Origin of the sequence: Proteus alimentorum, assembly GCF_002607735.1 — a bacterium.
Lineage (GTDB): Bacteria > Pseudomonadota > Gammaproteobacteria > Enterobacterales > Enterobacteriaceae > Proteus > Proteus alimentorum.
Genome location: NZ_NBVR01000024.1, coordinates 12,663 through 37,008 on the forward strand (window position 1 = coordinate 12,663; position 24,346 = coordinate 37,008).

The following is a 24,346-nucleotide window of genomic DNA, read 5'->3' on the forward strand; positions in this document are numbered from 1 at the left end:
GAAATATGGGACTTTTAGCCGTAAAAACGAATCAACTTGTCGCAGGTGAAATCGCACAGCAGGGCGGAGTAGAACGTTATCTTAAGACTCAACAAAATAAAGGATTACTGCGGTTTTTAACTTGTGGGAATGTTGATGATGGAAAAAGTACATTAATAGGACGTTTACTTCATGATACAAGGCAGATCTATGAAGATCAGCTTTCTACATTACAAAATGAAAGTAAAAAGATCGGTACTCAAGGTGAAAAACTCGATCTTGCATTGCTGGTGGATGGATTAGCAGCAGAGAGAGAGCAAGGGATCACGATTGATGTTGCTTACCGTTATTTTTCAACTTCAAAGCGTAAGTTTATTATTGCTGATACCCCTGGACATGCTCAATATACCCGCAATATGGCGACAGGTGCATCAACAAGTTCACTTTCTATTCTGTTGATCGATGCTCGAAAAGGCGTACAAGAACAAACACGGCGACACAGTTTTATCAGCACACTCCTTGGGATACGCCACTTAATCGTTGCAATTAATAAAATGGATCTGGTGGATTATCAGCAAGCGATCTTTGATTCGATCCGACAAGATTATCTTCATTTTGCCGATCAACTCCCAGCGGATCTCACTATTGAATTTGTCCCTATTTCTGCTCTTGATGGTGACAATGTGGTTTCTCCTTCATTGAATATGCCTTGGTATCAAGGAAAAACGTTACTTTCATTATTAGAAGATGCGCCAGTTAAATTGGGCTCAGATGCGCAAGTATTGCGTTTCCCTGTGCAATATGTGAACCGTCCAGATTTAGATTTTAGAGGATACAGTGGTACTGTGTCTTCAGGCGAGCTTTATCAAGGGCAACAAATCAAAATATTACCTTCGGGAAAACAGACAACGATCAAACGTATTGTCACTTTTGATGGTGATTTAACGCGAGCTAAAGCAGGACAAGCAATCACACTGGTTCTGGCAGATGAAATTGATATTAGTCGTGGGGATATTATCGTTGATGATAACGACACAACCGCCAATATCAGCACTCATGCGTTAATTGACGTGGTGTGGATGTCAGAGCAACCTTTAGTGCAAGGCCATACTCTAGATATCAAAATTGCAGGTAAAAAAAGCCGCGCCAAAATAGAGAATATTCACTATCAAGTGGATGTAAATAAACTCACTCAACAAGTCACAGATAACTTAAGTTTAAATGCGATTGGTCGTGTCGATATCTCATTTGAAGAACCACTAGTGCTGGATAATTATCAAGTTAATGCTGATACTGGAGGATTCATTCTTATTGATCGACTAAGCAATGTCACTGTAGGTGCTGGTCTTATTCGAGAAACTAAAGATGGCTCGATACAAACTATGACGCAATATGATGCTTTTGAAGTCGAGTTAAATCAGCTTATCCGTCGTCACTTTCCCCATTGGGGCGCGAGAGATCTTCTTGGAGGAAAATAGTGGTGATAAGCAACGATATTGTTTGGCATCCTCATAAGATTGGATTAAATGAACGCGAATCACAACAAGCACACAAAGGATGTGTGCTTTGGTTTACGGGATTATCTGGCTCAGGCAAATCCACACTTGCTGATGCGCTAGAACAAGCGTTTTATCAGTATGCACAAAAGCATTCACCTATTCATAGCTATTTATTAGATGGGGATAACTTACGCTATGGATTGTGCAGTGATCTTGGATTTAGTGCCGAAGATAGGCACGAGAATATTCGCCGAGTGGGAGAAGTCGCTAAATTGATGGTCGATGCAGGGCTTATTGTCTTAACGGCGTTTATCTCGCCTTATCAAAAAGACAGACAACAAGTTAGAGGGAGCTTTGAGCAAGGAAGATTTATTGAAATCTTTGTTGATACTCCACTTTCTATTTGTGAGTCCCGTGATCCGAAAGGGCTTTATCAAAAAGCAAGACGTGGTGAGATAAAGCAATTTTCAGGTATCGATTCGCCTTATGAGCCGCCCATCGATCCTGAATTACATTTAGACGGCACACTTTCTATAAGTGAACTAACCCAACAAATCCTCACATATCTACGGCAAAACCAAATTTACCGTTAATTTGATGATGACATTAAATTATCTCTGCACGAACCGTCTATAAAAAGGGCGAATGTGGAGAGATAATGTATTCAATTAAAGTAAGAAATGCTTATTTCGGCATATCATTTAAAATACAACTCACGCTTTAATTGCGCATTCATTTATTTATAAATTAACCCCATAGCACCTCATCTAAATAAGAAAAAATCAAACCTTAGTCTGAATTTTGCAGAAGTTACCCATGTTTATAGTGAGGAGAATAGGAATAATAATGTAATATATTCCAGCACTTTTGTGGCGTCTGTGGTTGAGTTGTGGGATGATTAGCCCATTAATCTTGGGGGTGGTAATGGGGAAATTAACAGTCTTACTTCTAATTTTACTTGGTTGGCTACAATATTCATTGTGGTTAGGTAAAAATGGTATCCATGATTACAACAAAGTAACTCAAGAAGTTGAATCTGCATTGGCGCAAAATACGCAGTTAAAAGAGCGTAATGATCGTCTATTTGCAGAGATTGATGACCTCAATGGCGGGCAAGAAGCGTTAGAAGAACGTGCTCGTAGTGAATTAGGAATGATAAAGCCTAATGAGACATTTTTCCGTATTGTGAGCGATAAATCTCAACCACGTCGTTAATTTATTGAATTAATAGTGTGTCCTGATACAAATATCATAATGAATATAACAAACTCTACTCTTCCTATTGTTGCTGTTATTCCAGCAGCCGGTATTGGAAGTCGAATGCAATCAGTCTGCCCAAAACAATATTTGAAGATTGGCGGATTGACTATTCTTGAACATACCATTAATGCCTTATTAAAACACCCACGTATAATGCAAATTATCGTGGCGATCAGTCCTAATGACAGCTATTTTCACACTTTACCTTTAGCGCAAGATGAAAGAATAATTACAGTTAATGGTGGTGGTGAACGTGCTGACTCGGTATTGTCAGGTTTAGAGTATGTTACTCAACACTTTTCTGAAAATACATGGGCGTTAGTGCATGATGCAGCAAGACCTTGCCTGCATTTTGGCGATCTTGATCATCTTATAAAATTAATTGATGAAAATGTTATGGATCCACAATTTTGTGGAGGCATTCTTGCGACGCCTGTTCGCGATACAATGAAACGTAGTCATCAACAAGATAATCATATTGAACAAACAGTAGAAAGAACCACCCTATGGCATGCATTAACGCCACAATTCTTTCCTGCATTGTTATTAAAACAAAATATAGAAAATGCACTCTCACAAAAAGCGACTATCACTGATGAAGCCTCAGCGATGGAGTTTGCGGGATATGAACCTTTATTAGTTAAAGGGCGTGCAGATAATATCAAAGTTACTCAGCCAGAAGATTTAGCGCTTGCAGAGTTTTTCCTCTCACGCCAAATCACCAGTATAAGGAACACATAATAAAATGAGAATTGGACACGGTTACGACGTACATCAATTTGGCGGTGAAGGTCCTATTATTATTGGCGGCGTCAGAGTTCCTTATGAACAAGGGTTGTTAGCTCACTCTGACGGAGATGTCGTATTACATGCGGTTACAGATGCTATTTTAGGCGCGGTGGCGATGGGAGACATTGGCACATTATTTCCTGATACTGATCCGGCATATAAAGGCGCAGATAGCCGAGTGCTCCTTCGTGAAGCATTCTCACGCGTAAGAGCAAAAGGTTACCGAATTGGTAATTTAGATGTCACGATTATTGCTCAGGCACCCAAAATGCTACCTCATACACCGCAAATGCGCGTCAATATCGCTGAAGATCTTCATTGTCATGTTGATGATATCAATGTAAAAGCGACTACAACAGAAAAGCTTGGGTTTGTTGGTAGAAAAGAAGGTATTGCTTGTGAAGCCGTTGTTTTATTAATGAAAGAGTCATTACCTGAATGAGTGATTTACCCGAACTCCATTGGTTACATGGAAAACCACAAGCAACAGGCTTACTAAAGTCGATCCCTGAAGATTTTATTGTCTGTGAAGATCTTGGCTTCACCCTTGATGGTGAAGGCGAGCATGTCATGGTGAAAATCAGAAAAACAGGTTGTAACACGGCTTTTGTTGCTGAAAAATTGGCAAAATTTGTTGGGATCCATCCTCGTGATGCCAGTTATGCTGGACTAAAAGACAGAAATGCGGTTACTGAACAATGGTTTTGCCTGCGAATGCCGGGTAAAGAGATGCCTGATTTTAGTCAGCTTGTTTTAGAGGGTTGCGAAATTCTAGAAACGACTCGTCAACAACGTAAATTACGTATAGGAACGCTAAAAGGTAATCACTTTACATTGGTGTTACGAGACATTTCTGATCGCGATTTTGTTGATACTCGATTAGTGCAAATAAAAGCGAAAGGTATTCCTAACTACTTTGGTGCTCAACGATTTGGTCGTAATGGTGATAATTTACGACAAGCCCTACGTTGGGCAACAGACGAAATTCGCGTCAAAGAACGAGGAAAACGTAGTTTTTATCTTTCAGCTGCCCGTAGTGCGATGTTTAATCATATCGTCAGCAAAAGATTGGAATGTGATTTATATTCAAAAGTGATCCTCGGTGATGCAATGCAACTTCATGGAAGAGGTAGCTGGTTTGTTGTTGATGAAGCAGAACTGGCTCAAACACAAACTCGTTATGAAGAACATGATGTTCATATCACTGCTCCTTTGCCGGGTAAAGGTGATTTAGGTACACAATCACAAGCATTGGATTTTGAGACTAAAAATCTGGCAGAATATGAAGCCTTCTGGTCACTGGCTCGACAAGAACGCGTTGATAATACAAGACGTGCTATCAATGTATTACCCGAAGATATGTCATGGAATTGGGTAGACGACACCACTGTTTCTCTGTCATTCTTTTTACCCGCAGGAAGCTTTGCAACGAGTGTTGTACGTGAATTAATTTTATTAGGGAATGATGATGCTGAAAATATTGGTGAGTAATGACGATGGTGTGATGGCGAAGGGGATACAGACCCTCGCTAAAGCATTGCGCCAGCGTTATGATGTACAAATTGTTGCACCTGATCGTAATCGAAGTGCGGCATCTAATTCTTTAACAATTGACAGACCTCTACGTAAGCAAGAGCTTGAGAATGGGGATATTGCGATTGTTGAGGGAACACCAACAGATTGTGTTTATCTCGGTGTAAACCATTTAGTGCGTCCTCGTCCTGATATTGTGGTCTCGGGGATTAATCATGGCCCTAACTTGGGTGATGATGTTATTTATTCAGGAACTGTTGCGGCGGCAACAGAAGGGCGTTTTTTAGGTTTACCTGCTATTGCTGTTTCACTTGATGGTGAAACGCACTTTGAGACTGCGGCTCAAGTGACTTGTGAAGTTTTGGCAATGTTACAACAAGTCCCTTTAAGAGCAGGAAATATTCTCAATATTAACGTACCTGATATTCCTCTTGATGAAGTAAAAGGTTTTCGTATTACACGTTGTGGTAGCCGTCATGCTTCACAACATGTTTATACTCATACCGACCCTAGAGGAAATAGTCTTTATTGGATTGGGCCTCCAGGTGAAAAAAATGATGTAGGTCCTGATACAGATTTTGCTGCTGTTGACGAAGGGTATGTTTCGATAACCCCATTACATGTTGATTTAACAGCCTATAAAGCACTCGATTTACTACAAACTTGGTTAAATAAAGCAGAGGTCAAAAAAACATGTTAAGTCGGTCAATGAAAGACTTACTGACAATGTTAAAACAGCATGGCATCAAGGATGAGAGCCTGTTGGAAGCAATGAGTAAAGTACCAAGAGAGCTTTTTATTGATGAAGCGCTTTCGCATAAGGCTTATGAAAATACAGCTTTGCCTATTGGTAATGGGCAAACTATTTCACAGCCATATATTGTTGCCAAAATGACAACACTGCTGGAATTACAAAGTACAGATTCTGTATTAGAAATTGGTACAGGTTCGGGATATCAAACTGCAGTATTAGCAAATTTAGTCCATCATGTGAGTTCCGTTGAGCGTATAAAGATATTGCAATGGCAAGCTAAACGACGTTTTAAACATCTTGATTTACATAATATCTCGACACGTCATGGTGATGGTTGGGAAGGTTGGTCATCAAAAGCCCCTTTTAATGCCATAATAGTGACAGCATGTGCAACAGAAGTACCACAACAGTTATTAATGCAGTTAGCCGATGGTGGCAGGATGATAATACCCGTTGGAGAACAACAACAAATACTGAAGTTTATCCGACGTTTAGGTAATGATTTTCACTATCAATCAATAGAAACTGTTAGATTTGTTCCTTTAATTGCAGGCGAGTTAGCATAACTTCCAGATAAATCTGACCGTTTTTTATTACTGCTTTTTAATAGCTTGTCGTAATCTGCACTAATAAATGAAACATTTTCAAAAAATTGCAGTCTTTTTGTTTAACTCGACAAATTGCTAGATGCTAATGCCTTTTTAAAGGGAGAAGGAAGTATGAATTCAGAAAGCCCAATTAAGCATGTCCGCTGGGCAATCATGTGTTCGGTAATTGGATTTGCATTAACAGGTTGTGCAGATACACCTTATCGTCCTGCGCCAATTACCTCTGTAAATGATAGCTCTTCAAATAGTACGGTATCAACCGCGCCTGTGATGACTAACAGTAATGCGACACCTATTGAAAGAACTACCCCCTTACAATCATCACCTCCTCCTTCTATTAAGGTGAACTCCGCTTCGTCTGATGGTGGCATGGTTCAGCCTCAAAGCCAGCCTCGCCCTCAAACGTCAGTTGCAGCTCAAAATGTAAGCACTGATGGCTCTGGACGCATTGTGTATAACCGTAATTACGACAGTATTCCAAAAGGAAACTACAACGGTAATACGTACACGGTAAAACGCGGTGATACTATGTTCTATATCGCTTGGATAACAGATAGTGATGTAAAAGAACTGGCATCAATGAACAACATCCCAGAACCTTATAGCTTAAACGTAGGGCAGGTGTTGAATATTGGTAACCGTCAGGTCAACACGGGGACTAATACGAATGTCAATACATCGGTTATTAATCAATCAAGTAGCGCTGGTGTTCAAACGGCACAGACTAAACCAACAAACAATGGTGCTATGGGACCATTGATTACTAAACCGGCAACAACACAACCAAAGACAACGACTCCGCCACCAACAACAAATACAAACACGACAACGGCAGCAACTCCGGCACCAACGGCTGCTTCTGGTAAGTGGATTTGGCCTGCGCAAGGTAACATCATCGAAAGTTACTCAAGTGCACCTGGTGGTAATAAAGGGATCGACATTGGTGGTACAAAAGGTTCACCAATTGTTGCAACTGCTGCGGGTAAAGTGGTTTATGCAGGTAGCGCATTACGCGGTTATGGTAACCTCGTTATCATTAAGCATAATGACGAATACCTCAGTGCATATGCACATAACGACACCATTTTGGTACGTGAACAGCAAAATGTGAATGCAGGTCAGCAAATTGCCACAATGGGTAGTTCTGGAACCAGTTCTGTCCGACTACACTTTGAGATCCGCTATAAAGAAAAGTCACTCAACCCAATGAGTTATTTACCAAAGAAATAGATACGTAATTTTTTACACGTATAGTGAATAATCCTAAAGTTAAGCCCTCTCCTTTACAAAAAGGAGAGGGCTTTTTCTTATCGATTATTAATTAAAATATTGAAACAAAATAAATTTCACCTAAGTATAAATGCTTATTTTTAGATTATTAAAAATGAGAGGTCAATATAAAATTATAGATAACGTTTAATTAGACGGTTGATTCTCAACCAATGAATGCGTATGCTAAAAATTGTTATATAAAAAATGAATAAAGATTCGTTGTTATTAAAAGATGGACTATAAATCAACCCCTTGTTTAGGTGGGTGTTTTCTTTATTAGATTATCTTTTTAATAATAGTACGTAATATAAATTATTGGATATTATTTTATTATTATGGGTTTTTATTTGTTTTTTAGATGTAAATAGTCACAAATAGCGCATCAAATAGAGTGATTTTACGTATAGATAAATATACGTAAAATATAATAAAAAAACTGTTAATGACCTGCACTCAATAGTTAAGTTATATATTGAATAAAGAAAGAATAAAATTAACAGTAAAATAGATTATGTTATCTTTTATTTTGTAATTCGTTACAAGGGAAAATCAGTAAACCCGTTGTGTCGTGACACAGCGATAAACTGGTAAACAGACTTTAATCATGAGTCGTTTACCTAAATTATCAAGGGTAGGAGCAGCTGATGAGCCAAAGTACGCTAAGAGTAGACGAGTTATATACAGATGAAATTGAAGAGAACATGGAAGAGTTCGATGAAGTTGCTGCAAAAGAGGCAGAAAATGAGTCTGATGCTCAAGATGAAATTGAACTTATTGAAGGAGTCAACCAGCGTGCGCTCGATGCAACTCAGCTTTATTTAGGAGAAATTGGTTATTCTCCGTTGCTGACCGCTGAAGAAGAAGTTTTCTTTGCCCGCAGAGCATTGCGAGGCGATATTCCTTCAAGACAACGAATGATAGAAAGTAACCTACGTTTAGTTGTTAAGATCTCTCGTCGTTATACAAACCGAGGTCTTGCCCTGCTTGATTTAATTGAAGAAGGGAACTTAGGACTTATTCGTGCTGTTGAAAAATTCGATCCTGAAAAAGGTTTCCGTTTTTCAACTTATGCGACATGGTGGATACGTCAAACTATTGAACGTGCCATTATGAACCAGACTCGTACTATCCGTCTTCCCATTCATATCGTTAAAGAGCTGAATGTTTATTTAAGAACGGCAAGAGAATTAGCACATAAACTCGATCATGAGCCGAGTGTTGAGGAAATTGCACAAACACTTGATAAACCCGTTGAAGATGTGAGTAAGATGCTGCGTTTAAACGAACGAATTACTTCTGTTGATACCCCAATTGGTGGTGATTCAGATAAAGCATTACTCGATATTATCTCTGACGAAAATGAGGAAGGGCCGGAAGCAACAATTCAAAATAATAACCTCAAGGAAAACATCATAAAGTGGTTATTTGAATTGAATCCTAAGCAACGTGAAGTATTAGCACGTCGTTTTGGGTTATTAGGCTATGAAGCAGAAACTTTAGAAGATGTTGGTAGAGAGATTGGTCTAACAAGAGAAAGAGTTCGTCAAATTCAAGTTGAAGGACTACGTCGCTTAAAGGACATTCTACAAAGTCAGGGATTATGTATTGAAGCACTTTTCAAAGCATAGTTAGCCATTCATTTTCTATTTATAGCTCTAATTGACATATTGTTATTACTAAAGCCGATTAGTGGGTTTGCTAATCGGCTTTTCTTTATCTTGTATTATGCGATCCAACACGATAAAACAAGAGCGCAGTCTTGCACCTTGTTAGCCTGATGAAAGTGATAAAGGAAGATATGAAAGATTATTTTTTAAACGTTAAATTAGAGCGTTGTGATTTTAACCAAAGTAAAATCTCTCCGAAGGGAATGGTGAGACTAATCGCATCAGGTAAAAATTTTTATTTTAATGAAGAGGATTTTGCTAATTCTCAAGATTTTCTCAAACGATTAAAACAAGGTGATGAGCTTAAAATCTGTGCCGAGTCATTAAAAGATGGCAGTTTCTGGGTGCAATGGATTTATCATGATACAAAAGGAAGGCTTGAGCCTGAAAGAAAATTCACGCTAACAGCAAAACAACAAAAATGGCTATTGCTTGCATTTATTCTGACGTTTGTTGGCGGTTATTGGAGTTATTTTTCAATTCTCCATCTTGAAGTGAATTTCCTTATCGTTGTTTCCATGGTTATTGCATGTGGTGCCGTGATGATGGGTGTCAGTTATATTGGAGAAAAGACTTATCGCTATTTTCAGCGCACCAGACCCAAACATAGAAAGAGAATAAAGGCGTTGGATAACGTTATCACGAAGCAAGCGTTGATAGCTCCAGATGGCGAGCAACTCATTATTGCTGGAATAAGATCAGCACCATTACCTTCATTTATCTTGAGTAAAAAGTCGTTTCCTCAAATAAAGCAAAGTAAAGTACAACGAGTGAGAGGAATCATACAAATTCATAGCATTAATAGAGTTAAAATACATTCCCGCAATGCAGAAAGTGTGGTGATGCAAATATCCTGTCTGATTGATAAACATCCTTTTGTATTCAGTTATAGAGAGCGTTTATTTTATTCTGATCATAATTTGTTTCTTGCTGATGGTGATGATGTTGAAGTGTTCTTTTGGCAAGCTGAAGATAAGAATTCAGGGCCTGTAGTCTTGGGGATTTATAATCATACAGATAATGGCGCTTATTCAATTTCAGGACAAATGTATCTTGGACATCAACGAACTAAACGATTATCGCTGTTAATTACAGGATTAATCAGCGCCTTTATTTTCTCGTTGTTCGCCATTTTTTCTATTTCAGATGTTTACGATAATGGTAATTATTGGGATAAATGGGACTGGTTTTTTATTGGTGATACCTTTTTAGGAATGGGTATTATCTATGGTTTAATCATCAGTGGTTTTGCCTTTTTAATTGCCTTACTTTCAAATCTTTATATTTTATTTTCAGAAAAAGGTGACAGTAGTTATCAAACCTATTTTTTACTTCAACAACAATGCGTTGAAAATAAAAAGACGGTTTATGTTACGGAGTTAAGTCAATGAATCCTTTTTTCCGTAAGCCTTTTATCATCATCACAAGCTTATTTATTTTAAGTTTACTGCTTTTTTATGGTGTGCTTTTTCATGGTTTTGCCTCAAAGTGGCAATGGAAAAATGAAAATTCCGCTGAGTTATCATCATATCCTTATTCTCGTTATGATTGGCGTAAGGTTTTTTATGCTGCTAGTGGGATCTTAATTAAAACTGAATCTGATAGTGGGCGATATGACGTAGATATTTATGGCTGGCTTCAGCGCCAAGATAATCAAAGAAAATATACGCTGTACTTTTCTGATAAAGAAGGCACGCGCTTTGTATCACAAGGCCAAGGTAGCTTTTATAACGCTTATTGCGTTCTTGATAAATGTGTTTTATTTACAGAGCAGGGGCGGCAAGTGGTGAACTTAGCCAAGTTTATACTTGATGATTTAATTCCTTGGCAAGAGGCTAACTATGGTTATTATCGTTTCCCTTTAGCGCTTATCGGTGGAAAATTACTCTTTTCACAGACAACATCACAATTAGTATTAGTTGATAATAAGACGATACAGACAAGTTTAGACGAAGGCGAAAGCTGGGAATATTCAATAAATACAGAAGATCTGGTCAAGCAGTATTACGCCGAAGATTTCGGTGAGTTTACACAATTTCATTATGCCCTTTCAGGTGATTCTCTTGTTATTTTTTACAATCACCATTACACAACAAATACGTTAGAAATTACGCTAAATTTAGTGAATAAAGAAGTAACAAAAACACGTTGGTTGCCATTGCGTGTTAAAGAGGTTGTTCAAAATGATAAAGGTGATACCTATTTTATTGCTCAACATGCTTCTCGTGATCTCTATTCTATTGTTCAACGTCAATCGGATGGGAATTTAGTGACTTTCTATGAAAGTGGCTATAAATATTTGAATGATTTGATGATAAGTAATGATGATTTAATTTTAAATAAAGGCCGTAACGATGATCGGGTTACGCTGGTTTTTTCATTAAAAACAAAAGATTATACTTCATATGAGACAGTGAGTGACGATATGATGTTTAATCCTGCTTTATCTTCATTTATTCGCTTGTTTGATAATTACCGCGACGAAGATACTTTACTGCTATTGGGTGAACGACTGAAATATAGCCATGCTTTAATTAATTAAAGCAGTATTATCTTTTAATTAAAACGTTATAAAAATGGCGCTGTGGAATAAACATAGCGCCATTTTTCATATTTATCATTATGACTTATTTTGTCATCTCTTTTAAACGATAAAGTTGTTCTAATGCTTGTCGTGGTGTTAGGGCATCAGGATCGATTTTATCCAACGCTAATTCAATCTCTGAAGGCTCCGCTTCTGTTAATAACATCAATTGTGATGTTTCAACATGACCAGAGCCTGAGTTGCCTGACAGCATTTCAAGCTCTTTTAATTTTTGCTTAGCTCGGCGGATAACCTCTTTTGGGACACCTGCCAATGCCGCAACAGCTAAACCATAGCTTTTACTTGCCGCACCTTCTTGCACACTATGCATAAAGGCGATTGTGTCACCGTGCTCAACCGCATCTAAGTGAATATTTGCCGTACCTTCTAATTTTTCAGGTAGTGTGGTCAATTCAAAATAGTGGGTTGCAAAGAGTGTCATTGCTTTAATACGATTAGCTAAGTTTTCAGCACACGCCCAAGCCAGAGATAATCCATCATAAGTGGATGTACCTCGACCAATTTCATCCATTAAGACCAAGCTGTTTTCAGTCGCATTATGCAAAATATTGGCTGTTTCAGTCATTTCGACCATAAAGGTAGAGCGACCTGAAGCAAGATCATCAGAGGCACCTACACGCGTAAAGATACGATCAACAGGGCCAATTAAGGCTTTTTCTGCGGGCACAAAGCTGCCTATATAGGCAAGTAAAGTAATTAATGCCGCTTGGCGCATATAAGTACTTTTCCCGCCCATATTTGGGCCTGTAATTATCAGTAAACGTCGTTGAGGTGCTAATTGTAATGGATTAGAAATAAAGGGTTCGCTAAGAACTTGTTCAACAACAGGGTGACGTCCCCCAGTAATTTGAATTCCTGTTTTTTCACTTAACTCTGGACGAGTGTAATTTAATGATTCTGCACGCTCTGCGAGGTTCGAGAGAACATCGGTTTCAGCTAAAGCCTCAGCACTAATTTGTAATGCGGTAAGATGAGGTAATAGCTTTTCAAAAATCTCTTCATAGAGCATTTTTTCGATAGCTAATGCCTTACCTTTAGACGTTAATACCTTGTCTTCATACTCTTTTAATTCAGGAATGATGTAACGTTCAGCATTTTTTAATGTTTGACGGCGAACATAGTGCATAGGCACTAAATTGCTTTGTCCACGACTGACTTGAATGTAATAGCCATGTACGCCATTAAAACCCACTTTAAGTGTATCAATACCCCATTTTTCACGTTCACGAATTTCAAGTTTATCAAGGTAATCACTTGCGCCATCGGCTAAGGCTCGCCATTCGTCTAATTCGGCATTATAGCCAGTAGCGATAACACCTCCATCACGAACTAATACAGGCGGTGTTTCAACAATAGCATGTTCAAGTAATTCACATAATTCATCAAACTGACTAATACGCTTTTGTAATTCTTTAATGTAAGGCATATCGGCTTGTTCAAGCACTTGATGAATATCGTGATATTGCTGAAATGCATGGCGCATACGAGAGAGGTCACGAGGACGTGCTGATCGTAACGCTAAACGGGCTAATACGCGTTCTAAATCGCCGATTTGGCGTAAAAAAGGTTGCAATTCAAAATAGAGTGGTTGTAATGCACTAATTGCATCTTGGCGTTTAATGAGTTGTTCACGTTGGCGTAATGGCGAGTGTATCCAACGTTTTAGCATACGGCTTCCCATTGGGGTTACACAAAGGTCAAGTACAGATGCCAGTGTGTTATCAGTCCCTCCAGCAAGATTTTGTGTTAATTCGAGATTACGACGAGTGGCCGCATCTAAAATAATTGAATCTTGAGGGCGTTCCATCGTGATGCTACGGATATGAGGTAATGCAGTGCGTTGTGTATCTTTCACATATTGTAATAAGCACCCAGCAGCACAGAGTGCTAAATGTGCATTTTCAACACCAAAGCCTGTTAAATCACGGGTACCAAATTGCAGATTCAGTTGTTGCCTTGCTGTTTCTGGTTCAAATTCCCAAATAGGGCGACGACGTAGACCTTGTTGGCGCTCAATCAGTGCCATTGACTCAAAGGTTTCTGGGTAGAGTAATTCTGCTGGATGGGTGCGTTGTAATTCGGCAATCATGCTTTCACTATCTGGCATTTCAGTAACACGAAAACGTCCTGATGTGATATCTAATGTGGCATAGCCAAATGCGCCATTTTTATCTTGCCAAATAGCCGCTAAAAGGTTGTCTTGGCGTTCTTCAAGTAAAGCCTCATCAGTAACTGTCCCCGGCGTGACTATACGAATAACTTTGCGCTCAACAGGACCTTTACTGGTTGCAGGATCGCCAATTTGTTCACAAATAGCGACGGATTCCCCTAGTTGGACTAATTTAGCGAGATAGTTTTCAACAGCATGATGTGGAACACCTGCCATAGGAATAGGTTGACCTGCGGACTGACCTCGTTTTGTTAATGAAATATCTAATAAGCGGGAGGCTTTTTTAGCATCATCAAAAAACAGTTCATAAAAGTCACCCATACGATAAAACAGTAAGATTTCAGGATGCTCTGCTTTTATCTTAAGATATTGCTGCATCATTGGTGTGTGGGAGTCTAAGTGTTGAATGTCAGTCATGTTGTTGTCTGTCTTAACGTATTGAATTTTAAAGTTATTTATGAAAATTTGTTGTGACACTGCATTTCGTTCTATTTCACAAGCATCATTCGATCATATCACAAGGTTTCCGTCAGTTGTTTTAATGATCCAAATATCTTTTTAGTCTCAAAACTAAATACTTTTACACATTATAATATTGTTGATTAACCATTAATGATAATCTGCATTTTTTCTGAAAATTCTTTAGTTATCTGATACTCAGTGCTAAATAAGGTCATACTTATGAGCCAAAAATAGCCAGCGAAACCCTTATCAACGAAAGCTATTGAGGCGATGAAACCTAACAGCAAAGATAGGTCTGATATGGGGGAAATACCGGTTTATATATTTTGTGGCGCAACAGGCATTAAGACATTTTTCTGACGTTATACTCGCCAGTTACATAGAAACTTGTACAGCTAAAGATCGGTAATTTTCCTCAAATTTCACTGAGTAGAAGAAAATGCGTTGTGATGTTAAGCGACGTAAGTTACTTACTCACATGATCCAAGGATCCTGAGCCAAGAGCAGACGCTACTAGCTTCCTTTGTTGGAAAATTTCTCAAATGTAGGACATCGCGAAAGAACTTCGATGATCCGTGAGACACATTCGTCACTGGATAAACGGTATGAGTCTAAAACAAGGTGTTCTCTGTTCCATGGTTCATAAGTCAAATCTGTGACATATTTCCAGTCAGGCAAGGTTAATCCCTCAACTTCAGACACTCTGGTTTCAACTCGTTTACGATGCTCAATTATATCGGAACATATGATCTCAATTTCTAAAAAACCAGTTTTTGTGGATAAAGCGATTTCTCGATAGGCATCACGGGTTAATGCCAATGGATTCACTGAGTCTGCAATTACTGTTGCCCCTAATTGCAGATTCTCTCTGGCGAGTGAGTAAGCGACAAAATAACCAGCAGGCCCCATTTCACGATCATCTTCATCAGCTTTGCGTATGGCTTGCTCAATCGTGTCGATTCGTAAGTAAAGCGCGTTTAACTGCTTTGCCAAAGCCTGAGCGATAGTACTTTTCCCGCTCCCAGGCAAACCACTGAAGATGATTAGCATAACTTGTCCTTTAAATGATGAAATCTAATGGTATTGAAATACGTTGGATTCTGAATTGTTGGGTATCCTGAACCTATTATGACAAGCGATATGACAAGAGTCGAAGAGTATTACTGTTCGTGTTAATACTTAGCGTGTCCACGCTTCACTCAAATAAGACGGAGTTGAAACACTTATCCAGCAACATCAAGGTGATTATTATCGAGTATTGGGTGAAGCTGATAAACTGAGTAATAGTACCTGCTTTATTGATTTTATATTAAAGCTTATTGCTCTAGCGTTAAAAGAAGGAATTGAAAATAGCTAATATAGAATATCTATACATTCTTTAAAAAATAAATATAAATATATAACGTTATATTTAAGTAAATATACTTTATTAATCAATGCTCAATACTCTTATAAAGAGTATTGTTGCGACGCTTCAAATTAATTTAATAAATAATAGTCATTAATTATTAAACTCATTATAGTTTATAGCGAGTCGGTTACTTAATAATATAATGAGGGATTATGAAAAAGAGCATATTGGCATCGATAATAAGTTTTTTATTAATATCAGCAGTGGGTTGTGATAATTCAAATGAAAACTCGAATATAGGAACACCTTCGCAAGATAAAAACAAAACAGAGCAAACAACACAATCTAAGCCTGATTCAAAAAATACGCAATCTGATGAAGCTCAGTTTAGTCAGAAAATTGAAAAAGGTAATCTGTGGTTAGCGACGTTTAATGAAGATTTTGGCACTATTATACAGAAAAAAACGGGCAGAATTTCAGGCACAATTAACATTAATCTTTTAGATAACACCAAGAATATTCTAGAAAATTTAAGTTCTGACAAAGGTAAAACAATTGATATAACCCCTTTTAAAGTACTTGAGACTGAAACTGATCAAATAAAAAGAATGAAAGCAAGTAGCTCTGTTATGTCAGTAAGAAGTGCTTTCTCTATGCATTTGAGTGAATCAGGTGCGGAACGTGCCCAAGAATCTTTTCAATTTATGAAAACATTTTCTCCTACACTCCCAGAATTAGATGCCGTGGGTAATGCTTATGGTGAAAGCTATGTTGATTTATATAAGAAACTGCTGAAGCTGGGTGATTATCTGGTTGTAAAAGAAACTTATCGTTTAGATGATTTTGCACAAGCAAATACTTTGTATGAAGATGTGAAAAATGCTTATGCCAAACTCATCGATGAGAAAGAAAAAGCTGCTGAGGCATATGAAAATTATTATCAAGCAATGCATATTGAAGAGCTTGAATTAGTGAAAAAAGAAGGCTTGGTTGTTCGTTATCAAATTATGCAATCATTGGATACAGTAACTAATACACTTGACTCAATGAATCCAGATAAAGTTGATGTGTCTGTACTCTCTGCTGCAATTACCAAAATTGAAGCACAATCAATTGAATTAGAAAAAATATTTGGTGATGAAGCATTGCTGAATAAAGAAAATATGAAAGGTACTGATTATTCAGTTAAACAGTATTTAAAATTATACCAACAGCTTGTTATTGAGTTAAAAGTATTAGAGAAAAAACTCAATGAGAATAAAGATATATCAGGCAGTATTAATACGATTTCAAATGAATATAAATACTTAATAGAGAATTATAACGCTTTAATAGCGAAGTAATATTTACGCTATAAAAATGCAAATCGCACTTTAATAGTGCGATTTTTCTCGCAAAAATTATCTTTTTTACTGTGTTTTATTAAGCATTGAATGATTGTTTGAAAAAGATGATCCAAATTCATACGCAGAAGAGTCTTGAAATAGAGAGGCATGCTAGGAAAAAAGGTTAAGAATGTAACCTATCTTTATATAATAAAATTATAAATTAATGGTAAGTATTCATTCTTACTTTAGATCCCTGCTTTATTATAGTTGTGCTCTTTGGATTAATTTTACTGATAAAAAAATGTATTTTTATCAGTGCAATATAGGACTATCTATATGGACGTACTACGTTTTTTACTTTCCCTCCCTTTTAAATTGATCCCGCATAAATCGATTATGCAAATGATAATCCTCAATCACAGAAAATCATTTTATCTTTTTCACGGTCTGCAGCACCTATTACGCTGATTGATAAAGGAGTAACTGATGGCGTGACATTAACCCCTGCGATTGAAGGTTATTGGCAGTGGCAAGATGGACAGCAATATTATTTATTGGTTTGTTGATGATGCTTATTTAGGGAATAGTACAAAGCAGCGTTCAATAGAGTGGTATCCCAAAGAAAGCGGTCGCTATTGTATTCGTGCAGTAGACGATAAAGGAAGAGCAGATGCACGAAATATTCGTGTTGATATTATTGGTGTGATTAACAAACAAAAAATCGACGTACATTAATATTGGCGTTAAAGTTTGTAAGTTTTACTTAATGGTTATCTTAACGCCAAAATATTAACTTCTATCGTTATCTTATTCTGACTATTAACTTACTATATTGTTGCGAGATAATTATTAGGTAAAATATTGAAAAATTTATTTTATCTTGTGAGCAAGGAAGAAATAATCAACATGAAAACGAGAATTCTAAAATTAGCCTTATTAGGTGCCTTAGCATTACCTTTAGTGGGATGTGGTGGTGGAACACCGACTTGTGACAGTTCAGAAGCAAAAGGCTTAGTCATTGATATTACAAAAGATGAACTTCGTGATCAAAAAATGGCGGCCGTGATCGATCAAATCAAGATCAAAGTAGAAAGCGTGCGTACTCGAGAACATGATGAGAAAAGAGACACTTACTCGTGTGCTGCGGATCTTTCTTTTGAAGGGGCTGGCGGTAAAAACTCTATTCCTATTACTTATACCATCGAAAGTACAGATGATGGTAAACAGTTCTACGTTAACGTATTTGGTTTGTAATAAGCTCAATAAGAAATAGATATATAGGTTATATGCCTATATATCTATTTATGGTAAATATTAAGCTAAATCATCTAAAAACTCTGGTGATGGAACAAAGAATAATGTGCCCGTTATAGGGGTACTGAATTTAAGTAATTTATCCGTATGACCTTCAGGTGTACCTGCAAACATATTTTCTAACATACGGTTAGTGGTTGAAAAATAACGTGCATAACCAATAAAGTAAGTACCATATTCATTTTTGGATGGATTGGAAAAAGGCATATTGGCTCTGACAATTTTTAAATCTTCGCCGTTCTCATCTTGAATATTGGTGACAACATTATGTGAGCCAGGTTCTTTTTCTTCATCAGTTAATTCAACATCATTGAATTTATGTCTACCAATGACTTTTTCTTGTTCAATAAGAGGCTGTTTTTCCCATGCTTCCATATCGTGAATATATTTTTGTACAAAAGCGTAACTGCCACCTGTAAATTCAGGATCTTCATCGCCAATAACGGCATAAGAAGCACGCTCATCTTCATACTCAGGGTTTTCAGTTCCATCGACAAAACCAATAATAGAACGTCCGTCAAAATATCTAAACCCATGCACTTCATCAACGGGTGTAACAATATTCTTTAGCTTTTGGCTGATGATAGACGCTAATTCGTAACAGGCTGAAACTTTGAGAGCTCGAATATGGAAAAAAAGATCGCCCGGAGTAGAAACCGCAGTATAAGTGTCACCTTTAATTTCTTTAAAGGTATTTAGCTCTTTGGGCTTTGGCTGATTGGGAAATAATGTAGTCCATGCATTTGCACCGAATCCCATGACACAACTCGTTTCCAGTTCAGGAAAACGTGTTCTCATACTACGTATTAGGCCAGAAAAATTATTACAAAAATCGATCAGAATATCACGGTTTTCAGGTGAGTAAGTGAGGTTAAAAACTAAAAAATAAGCATTCTCACAGGGTGATTTCGTAACATCTTGGTATTTCATAGTGATCCCTAAATGACGAATAATAGATGAATAGCAATTAAGTCATATTTACAAAATATTGTTTTTTTAGTTTTACACCAAAACCTTCTCTATTACAAAGAGATGATTTGAGCTTCATTCGAATTTTTATGAATAAACAGTATCAAAAACACTATTATTTTCTCTATTTTTATAATGTTAATGCTCTGTATTAATTAATATTTTCATGGCTTTGATAAACTAATGAGAGGTGTGGATGTTGCCATAAACTTGCAGGTGTGACAGTGGTTCTCTCCCACGGTATTTGCCCAATAAACCATAATTTCCAAAATTGTAATTTGGCATTAGGATTTTTGCTTAATAATTCTTGGAATGTTTCTATTTCACCAACTCGAATAGAAAGTGCTGATTTATAAATATCAAAAACAAACTTAGAGCAAAACTGGCGGGAAGAGTCGTATTTAAAACCAGTGTGGTAGAACTTATTTAATCTTGCTGGAACTTGTGCAACAAGTGCATTTTTTTGCTCATCAGAGAGTTGTGTTGACAGGCGGCGTATTGCATAACGCTTACCCGCAGAGCGGTTAATAAAGCGCGTTAATGTGGTTGTGGTTGAGAGTGGGACTCGACTTTCGGCAACTAAATAATCTTCACCATTATGACCAATAATAATGCCAACATGATTACTCCAGCATAAAGAAGCGGAGGAGATTTGACGAAATAAAGAGGTACCAATACACGTAAATACGATATCACCAACTTCTAATTTTTGTGGATAATCAATTTTTATCATCATTATATGACCTATTAAATAGAAACATAATCACCATTCTTTGACCATAGTAATTAGATAAGGTTTCTATTTAATAACTCAATGATCTTAATACAAAAAGAACACTACAATTTAAGGTGTTCTTAATTTTAAGAGAAAAATTGTTCTTTATTCACAATAAGAAGATAAATTTAGAATATTAAATTTATCTTCTTATCAAGTTATAAAAATATATTTAAGTGAATTAACTTAGTTGTTCATCTGAAATATCGTATTTCACAACTACACTATTTTCATAAAGCAAATCTGATGTAATTAATTGAGGAAAAGCGCCCACATTGTTTTTAGTGTAAATATCTCGCCAAATTTCATTACAACGATATACATGCTCTCCCTTTTTGATAAAAGAAGAAGATTTTTCATAAATATGATAACGATATTCCCTTGCTTCGCTACAAAGGAGTTCACCTTCTAACTGGTGCTCAGCGACATGTAATCTAATTTGGTAATCATAAGGTGTTGGATTATATAAGACTAAATCTACATAGTTATAAAAAATAGCGGCTCCTGAGCCAAAAGGAAGTACTCGTCCTTCATCAGGAAAGGGATCAAAACTATGATTAGCTTTTTCGATCACTTTTAATTCAGAGTGTAGTGCTAACCAATGTATTAAATTGCTGGCCTGACAAATTCCACCACCTACACCTTTTCTTGCTTCACCATAGGAGAGCTGCATACCATCAATAAAACCTCTTTTATAGCTAGGTTTACCGATTAAATAGCAAAAAGAGAAATACTCTCCTGGCTTAATCACGATACCATCTAATGCTTGTTCAACTAATTTAAGATTCGTTATTTTATTGTATTGTAATTGGATATCACTTTCGCCACGGCGACTAATTAATTTAGATGTATGTTTTAGATAACGGTGTGAAAGTCGTTGTTCTGGTTGAACGTCTCTGCTGTATTTTCGACCTGAAAATCGCCAACTAAGAGAGCGAAATAAACGTCGTTGTGCCACTCTCAAAGTATAAAGAATAGGGTGATAAGATGAGAGTGTTCTACGCATAAAATCCTTTTAAACAATAGCAAATAGAAAGAGATAAGCGTGCGTATGATAACGATTTAATGAAAATATTGATACGTTGATATCCTTAAAATAATGGGGCTAAGAAATTAGCCAATAAATTTATTTATTGATATCTTTTGTTAAAATTTGAGCTTGAGATTGTAAGACAGATAAAAAATTCTTAGTAGCTGGAGAGATATATTTTTCTTTATGGTAAAAGTAACGAATACCTCGGCTAAATTGAATATCATCGAATGCAATTTCACATAAAAGACCTGATTTTAATTCTTGCATAATAGATAAACGGGATAAAATTGAGATCCCTAAACCGTGAATAACGCCCTGTTTTATGCCTTCTAAACTATTTATTTCCATCACATTTTTGAGTTCTTTATTATTTTCTTGGATCCTATCTAATAAAAAATCACGGGTAGCAGAGTGTTCGGGTTTGATCAGAAAAACTTCTGATGCAATATCAGAGAATCTGCAATGTTTCTTTTCTGTCAACCAATGTTCAGGTGAACAAATAAGTACTAAGGGATCGATAAGAAAGGTATCAAAATGATATTCCGTCGGATCTAAATAAATATGATCTGACATGATCAAAAACTCTAATTCTTGGGTATCACCAAAAGGCATTAATCAAGCAATGGCGATAAAAGAGAGTATTAAATTGTTATCACCCGCTAGGATTATTACGTCAGATTTAGGACGAACAGTACAAACCGCAGAAATTGTCGGCCATCCCGAAGCGGTTAAAGAACCATTACTGCGCGAATTAAATATGGGGGAATGGACAGGACAGCGAAAACCAGAACTCATAAGACATCATGCAGATAAATACAAAAATTGGCGAGCAGGAACCTATACGCCACCTAAAGGTGAAAATTGGTTTGATTTTTGTGATCGCATTGGTGCGGCATTACAAGGATGGGTACATAAAGAAGACAGTGATTTATTAGCGGTTGTGCATAGTGGGGTTATTCGTGCAGCCTGTAAAGTATTTTTAAATCTGTCACCTGAATTTTTATTACCCGCAACACCGGGCACAATAACGATATTCAATTTTGATCTTAATTCTGATAAAGCACCAAAATTAGAAGCCTATAATATTGGCTCTTATATACCAGATAAGAATGTCGCTGATTAAGATTAATAATAAGTGGTTTTCAAACTAATTAAATTCTTTTAATGTTATAAAAATAGCTAAAAAAACACTCCGATATTAAATCAGAGCAAGGGAAACCTTGCTCTTTTTCATTGAAATTAAATTGATATCTTACCAATATCCCAGTACCTTCCACCATACGCTACCGAGCGTTATCCAAACGATAAGGTTAACGATGCTCATCACAAATCCCGTTTTCCACCATTCACCCAATGTGGCATAGCCTGAACCGAAAATAATTGGCGCAGTACCTGTACCATAATGCGTTAATGACATCATTAATGAAGATGAGAATGCCAAAATCAGCCCTAATAACATTGGTGGTGCGCCAAGGGCTAAACCAGCGGCATAGAAAGCGGCAAACATCGCGGTAATATGGGCTGTGGTACTGGCAAAGAAATAGTGAGAATAAACATAAATTAGGACCAGTAAGATCATCCCACTAACCCAACTTATTCCCATGCTATCAATACTTGCTCCTACACTGAGTGACAACCATTTAATTAATCCTAATTTTCCTAAGAAGGATGCCATCATTACTAATGCGGAGAACCAAACTACTGTATCCCATGCGCCTTTGTTTTTTAAAATATCATCCCAATTTAAAACGCCTGTGCATAATAAAATCGACAAACCAATAAATGCTGCGGTTGTTGCATTAACACTAAATCCATCACCAAATAATAATGCTGGAACACCAGCCCACATAATTAGTAATAAGGCAAAGACGGCTAGCGTTATTTTTTCAGGTAATGAAATTGGCCCTAATTGTGCTAAACGCTCTTTAGCAAAATGAGGCGCATTTGGCGTGCTAGTTATTTCAGGTTTATAAAGTAGATAAATGACAATAGGCATTAATATTAATGAAACGATAGCTGGCACGAAAGCCGCCATTGCCCACATAGACCAACTAAGTTCATGTGTAGGATCTGTTTCACTAATAATTAAACTGACAATGAGCGGGTTTGGAGCGGTTGCCGTAATAAACATGGCAGACGTAATAGGGTTTATATTGTAGTTAACTAAAGACAGGTAACGGCCTATTTTACCGCTTGTACCATCTTCCGCTTTAGAGTTAAAACTGTCTGAAATTGATCGCATAATCGGGTGAATAATTCCACCACCACGAGCCGTATTACTTGGTGTTACAGGAGCTAATATTGTTTCGGCAATCGCTAATGAATAGGCTATTCCAATGGTTTTTTTACCAAATAGTGAAATAAAATAATAACCAATTCTAGCGCCGAGTCCGGTTTTATTTAAACTCATTGATACCATAATGGAAATACCAATTAACCAGATAAGATCATTGGAAAATCCACTTAATGCATCACCGATAGCTGCTTTGGTTGAATTAGGATTAGTGACACCTGTAACAGCAACTAATGCGATAGCAATAATAGAAACAGCACCGATAGGAAGTGCTTTACCAATAATGGCGGCGATAGTACCCACAAAGAGCGCTAATAAATGCCAAGCATTAGGGTCAACACCTTGTGGTACGGGAATAAGAAACCAGATAATAAGGGTAATAGAAACGGCGATTAATGTCGGTATAGGTCGTAATGGAGTTAATTTATTCATCAGGTTATTCCATTAGGTTGCAGGTTAAATAAATAATCGGAAGTAAAAAGTAAAGCTAATAAGTATTTTTATTGAAGCTAATTTTATTAACATATTATTAAATATTCATTGATTGGTGTCATAAAAATAAAATTATTTATTAACTCAATTTTAAAATAAGAGATTTTATGTAACTTAATGTTATTGAAATATAGGGTGATTATTTATCTTTATGTTTTTATTGTTGTTTTTGTTATTGTTTTTATTATAACTA

At 36.9% G+C, this 24,346-nt stretch carries 23 protein-coding genes; 16 read left to right on the forward strand and 7 right to left on the reverse strand.

Annotated features, from left to right (window positions below):
• Positions 1–5 precede the first annotated feature (5 nt).
• The 12 genes from cysN to B6258_RS07025 all read left to right on the forward strand — a co-directional run bounded on the left by cysN (position 6) and on the right by B6258_RS07025 (position 11,903).
• Entirely contained in the window at positions 6–1,457 is a 1,452-nt protein-coding gene (cysN, locus tag B6258_RS06970) for a sulfate adenylyltransferase subunit CysN (protein ID WP_099074644.1), read from the forward strand.
• Positions 1,457–2,071, forward strand: a complete 615-nt coding sequence (gene cysC / locus B6258_RS06975) for an adenylyl-sulfate kinase (RefSeq protein WP_099074645.1) — start codon at positions 1,457–1,459, stop codon at positions 2,069–2,071. The genes cysN and cysC overlap by 1 nt, the downstream gene beginning before the upstream one ends.
• 331 nt (positions 2,072–2,402) lie before the next feature.
• The gene (gene ftsB / locus B6258_RS06980) at positions 2,403–2,693 is read left to right on the forward strand and encodes a cell division protein FtsB (protein WP_036913758.1); all 291 of its coding nucleotides are present in this window, start codon (positions 2,403–2,405) and stop codon (positions 2,691–2,693) included.
• Between the two features lie 39 nt (positions 2,694–2,732).
• A complete protein-coding gene (gene ispD / locus B6258_RS06985; protein WP_099074646.1) occupies positions 2,733–3,479 on the forward strand; it encodes a 2-C-methyl-D-erythritol 4-phosphate cytidylyltransferase in 747 nt (248 codons plus the stop codon).
• 4 nt (positions 3,480–3,483) lie between these two features.
• Entirely contained in the window at positions 3,484–3,969 is a 486-nt protein-coding gene (ispF, locus tag B6258_RS06990) for a 2-C-methyl-D-erythritol 2,4-cyclodiphosphate synthase (protein WP_099074647.1), read from the forward strand.
• Positions 3,966–5,018, forward strand: a complete 1,053-nt coding sequence (gene truD, locus B6258_RS06995) for a tRNA pseudouridine(13) synthase TruD (RefSeq protein WP_099074648.1) — start codon at positions 3,966–3,968, stop codon at positions 5,016–5,018. Before ispF ends, truD begins: the two co-directional genes overlap by 4 nt.
• Positions 4,996–5,760, forward strand: coding sequence for a 5'/3'-nucleotidase SurE (surE, locus tag B6258_RS07000; protein ID WP_099074649.1), 765 nt, complete (start codon positions 4,996–4,998; stop codon positions 5,758–5,760). The genes truD and surE overlap by 23 nt, the downstream gene beginning before the upstream one ends.
• Positions 5,754–6,380 (forward strand): protein-L-isoaspartate(D-aspartate) O-methyltransferase, encoded by a 627-nt coding sequence (locus B6258_RS07005; RefSeq protein WP_075673789.1) that lies wholly within the window; start codon positions 5,754–5,756, stop codon positions 6,378–6,380. The genes surE and B6258_RS07005 overlap by 7 nt, the downstream gene beginning before the upstream one ends.
• 153 nt (positions 6,381–6,533) lie before the next feature.
• Positions 6,534–7,652 carry a murein hydrolase activator NlpD gene (gene nlpD, locus B6258_RS07010; RefSeq protein WP_099074650.1) on the forward strand — a complete coding sequence of 373 codons (1,119 nt, stop codon included), beginning with the start codon at positions 6,534–6,536 and terminating at the stop codon, positions 7,650–7,652.
• 686 nt (positions 7,653–8,338) lie between these two features.
• The gene (gene rpoS, locus B6258_RS07015) at positions 8,339–9,322 is read left to right on the forward strand and encodes an RNA polymerase sigma factor RpoS (RefSeq protein ID WP_023582671.1); all 984 of its coding nucleotides are present in this window, start codon (positions 8,339–8,341) and stop codon (positions 9,320–9,322) included.
• A gap of 170 nt (positions 9,323–9,492) precedes the next feature.
• A complete protein-coding gene (locus tag B6258_RS07020) occupies positions 9,493–10,752 on the forward strand; it encodes a hypothetical protein (protein WP_099074651.1) in 1,260 nt (419 codons plus the stop codon).
• Entirely contained in the window at positions 10,749–11,903 is a 1,155-nt protein-coding gene (locus tag B6258_RS07025) for a hypothetical protein (RefSeq protein ID WP_099074652.1), read from the forward strand. Before B6258_RS07020 ends, B6258_RS07025 begins: the two co-directional genes overlap by 4 nt.
• A gap of 85 nt (positions 11,904–11,988) precedes the next feature.
• Here the strand turns inward: B6258_RS07025 and mutS are convergent, their stop codons facing one another.
• Positions 11,989–14,553 carry a DNA mismatch repair protein MutS gene (mutS, locus tag B6258_RS07030; protein ID WP_099074653.1) on the reverse strand — a complete coding sequence of 855 codons (2,565 nt, stop codon included), beginning with the start codon at positions 14,551–14,553 and terminating at the stop codon, positions 11,989–11,991.
• 558 nt (positions 14,554–15,111) lie between these two features.
• Positions 15,112–15,648 (reverse strand): P-loop nucleotide/nucleoside kinase family protein, encoded by a 537-nt coding sequence (locus B6258_RS07035; RefSeq protein ID WP_099074654.1) that lies wholly within the window; start codon positions 15,646–15,648, stop codon positions 15,112–15,114.
• A 513-nt stretch (positions 15,649–16,161) separates the two neighbouring features.
• On the opposite strand from B6258_RS07035, the gene B6258_RS07040 reads away from it, so the two are divergent.
• From B6258_RS07040 to B6258_RS07050, 3 genes are all read left to right on the forward strand, one after another.
• Positions 16,162–17,292 (forward strand): YiiG family protein, encoded by a 1,131-nt coding sequence (locus B6258_RS07040; protein ID WP_099074655.1) that lies wholly within the window; start codon positions 16,162–16,164, stop codon positions 17,290–17,292.
• Between the two features lie 495 nt (positions 17,293–17,787).
• Complete coding sequence (locus B6258_RS07045) at positions 17,788–18,012, forward strand: hypothetical protein (RefSeq protein ID WP_276307761.1); 225 nt, start codon at positions 17,788–17,790, stop codon at positions 18,010–18,012.
• Positions 18,013–18,183: 171 nt separating this feature from the next.
• The gene (locus B6258_RS07050; RefSeq protein ID WP_099074657.1) at positions 18,184–18,531 is read left to right on the forward strand and encodes a hypothetical protein; all 348 of its coding nucleotides are present in this window, start codon (positions 18,184–18,186) and stop codon (positions 18,529–18,531) included.
• Between the two features lie 60 nt (positions 18,532–18,591).
• Here B6258_RS07050 and B6258_RS07055 read toward each other — a convergent pair whose 3' ends face one another.
• The 4 genes from B6258_RS07055 to B6258_RS07070 form a co-directional block, all read right to left on the reverse strand.
• A complete protein-coding gene (locus B6258_RS07055; RefSeq protein WP_099074658.1) occupies positions 18,592–19,521 on the reverse strand; it encodes a Dyp-type peroxidase in 930 nt (309 codons plus the stop codon).
• Between the two features lie 190 nt (positions 19,522–19,711).
• On the reverse strand, positions 19,712–20,290 hold the full coding sequence (locus B6258_RS07060) for a YebB family permuted papain-like enzyme (RefSeq protein WP_129586852.1): 579 nt from the start codon (positions 20,288–20,290) through the stop codon (positions 19,712–19,714).
• A gap of 226 nt (positions 20,291–20,516) precedes the next feature.
• The gene (locus B6258_RS07065) at positions 20,517–21,341 is read right to left on the reverse strand and encodes a VanW family protein (protein ID WP_164996146.1); all 825 of its coding nucleotides are present in this window, start codon (positions 21,339–21,341) and stop codon (positions 20,517–20,519) included.
• A 120-nt stretch (positions 21,342–21,461) separates the two neighbouring features.
• Complete coding sequence (locus tag B6258_RS07070; RefSeq protein WP_240531532.1) at positions 21,462–21,941, reverse strand: LysR substrate-binding domain-containing protein; 480 nt, start codon at positions 21,939–21,941, stop codon at positions 21,462–21,464.
• On the opposite strand from B6258_RS07070, the gene B6258_RS07075 reads away from it, so the two are divergent.
• Complete coding sequence (locus B6258_RS07075; protein ID WP_099074660.1) at positions 21,940–22,491, forward strand: histidine phosphatase family protein; 552 nt, start codon at positions 21,940–21,942, stop codon at positions 22,489–22,491. The two genes, B6258_RS07070 and B6258_RS07075, sit on opposite strands and share 2 nt — an antisense overlap.
• Positions 22,492–22,620: 129 nt before the next feature.
• On the opposite strand, the gene B6258_RS07080 is transcribed toward B6258_RS07075, so the two are convergent.
• Positions 22,621–24,093, reverse strand: coding sequence for an anion permease (locus tag B6258_RS07080; RefSeq protein WP_099074661.1), 1,473 nt, complete (start codon positions 24,091–24,093; stop codon positions 22,621–22,623).
• Between the last annotated feature and the right edge of the window lie 253 nt (positions 24,094–24,346).

Excerpts from the sequence above, each read along its gene's own strand:
- ispD (WP_099074646.1), top strand. The coding sequence starts at position 2,733 with ATGAATATAACAAACTCTACTCTTCCTATTGTTGCTGTTATTCCAGCA.
- nlpD (WP_099074650.1), top strand. The coding sequence starts at position 6,534 with ATGAATTCAGAAAGCCCAATTAAGCATGTCCGCTGGGCAATCATGTGT.
- B6258_RS07020 (WP_099074651.1), top strand. The coding sequence starts at position 9,493 with ATGAAAGATTATTTTTTAAACGTTAAATTAGAGCGTTGTGATTTTAAC.
- ispF (WP_099074647.1), top strand. The coding sequence starts at position 3,484 with ATGAGAATTGGACACGGTTACGACGTACATCAATTTGGCGGTGAAGGT.
- B6258_RS07065 (WP_164996146.1), bottom strand. The coding sequence starts at position 21,341 with ATGCGTAGAACACTCTCATCTTATCACCCTATTCTTTATACTTTGAGA.
- B6258_RS07035 (WP_099074654.1), bottom strand. The coding sequence starts at position 15,648 with ATGCTAATCATCTTCAGTGGTTTGCCTGGGAGCGGGAAAAGTACTATC.
- surE (WP_099074649.1), top strand. The coding sequence starts at position 4,996 with ATGCTGAAAATATTGGTGAGTAATGACGATGGTGTGATGGCGAAGGGG.
- B6258_RS07040 (WP_099074655.1), top strand. The coding sequence starts at position 16,162 with ATGAAAAAGAGCATATTGGCATCGATAATAAGTTTTTTATTAATATCA.
- B6258_RS07025 (WP_099074652.1), top strand. The coding sequence starts at position 10,749 with ATGAATCCTTTTTTCCGTAAGCCTTTTATCATCATCACAAGCTTATTT.
- mutS (WP_099074653.1), bottom strand. The coding sequence starts at position 14,553 with ATGACTGACATTCAACACTTAGACTCCCACACACCAATGATGCAGCAA.
- B6258_RS07050 (WP_099074657.1), top strand. The coding sequence starts at position 18,184 with ATGAAAACGAGAATTCTAAAATTAGCCTTATTAGGTGCCTTAGCATTA.
- rpoS (WP_023582671.1), top strand. The coding sequence starts at position 8,339 with ATGAGCCAAAGTACGCTAAGAGTAGACGAGTTATATACAGATGAAATT.
- B6258_RS07055 (WP_099074658.1), bottom strand. The coding sequence starts at position 19,521 with ATGAAATACCAAGATGTTACGAAATCACCCTGTGAGAATGCTTATTTT.
- truD (WP_099074648.1), top strand. The coding sequence starts at position 3,966 with ATGAGTGATTTACCCGAACTCCATTGGTTACATGGAAAACCACAAGCA.
- B6258_RS07070 (WP_240531532.1), bottom strand. The coding sequence starts at position 21,941 with ATGTCAGATCATATTTATTTAGATCCGACGGAATATCATTTTGATACC.
- B6258_RS07005 (WP_075673789.1), top strand. The coding sequence starts at position 5,754 with ATGTTAAGTCGGTCAATGAAAGACTTACTGACAATGTTAAAACAGCAT.
- B6258_RS07080 (WP_099074661.1), bottom strand. The coding sequence starts at position 24,093 with ATGAATAAATTAACTCCATTACGACCTATACCGACATTAATCGCCGTT.
- cysN (WP_099074644.1), top strand. The coding sequence starts at position 6 with ATGGGACTTTTAGCCGTAAAAACGAATCAACTTGTCGCAGGTGAAATC.
- B6258_RS07075 (WP_099074660.1), top strand. The coding sequence starts at position 21,940 with ATGATCAAAAACTCTAATTCTTGGGTATCACCAAAAGGCATTAATCAA.
- ftsB (WP_036913758.1), top strand. The coding sequence starts at position 2,403 with ATGGGGAAATTAACAGTCTTACTTCTAATTTTACTTGGTTGGCTACAA.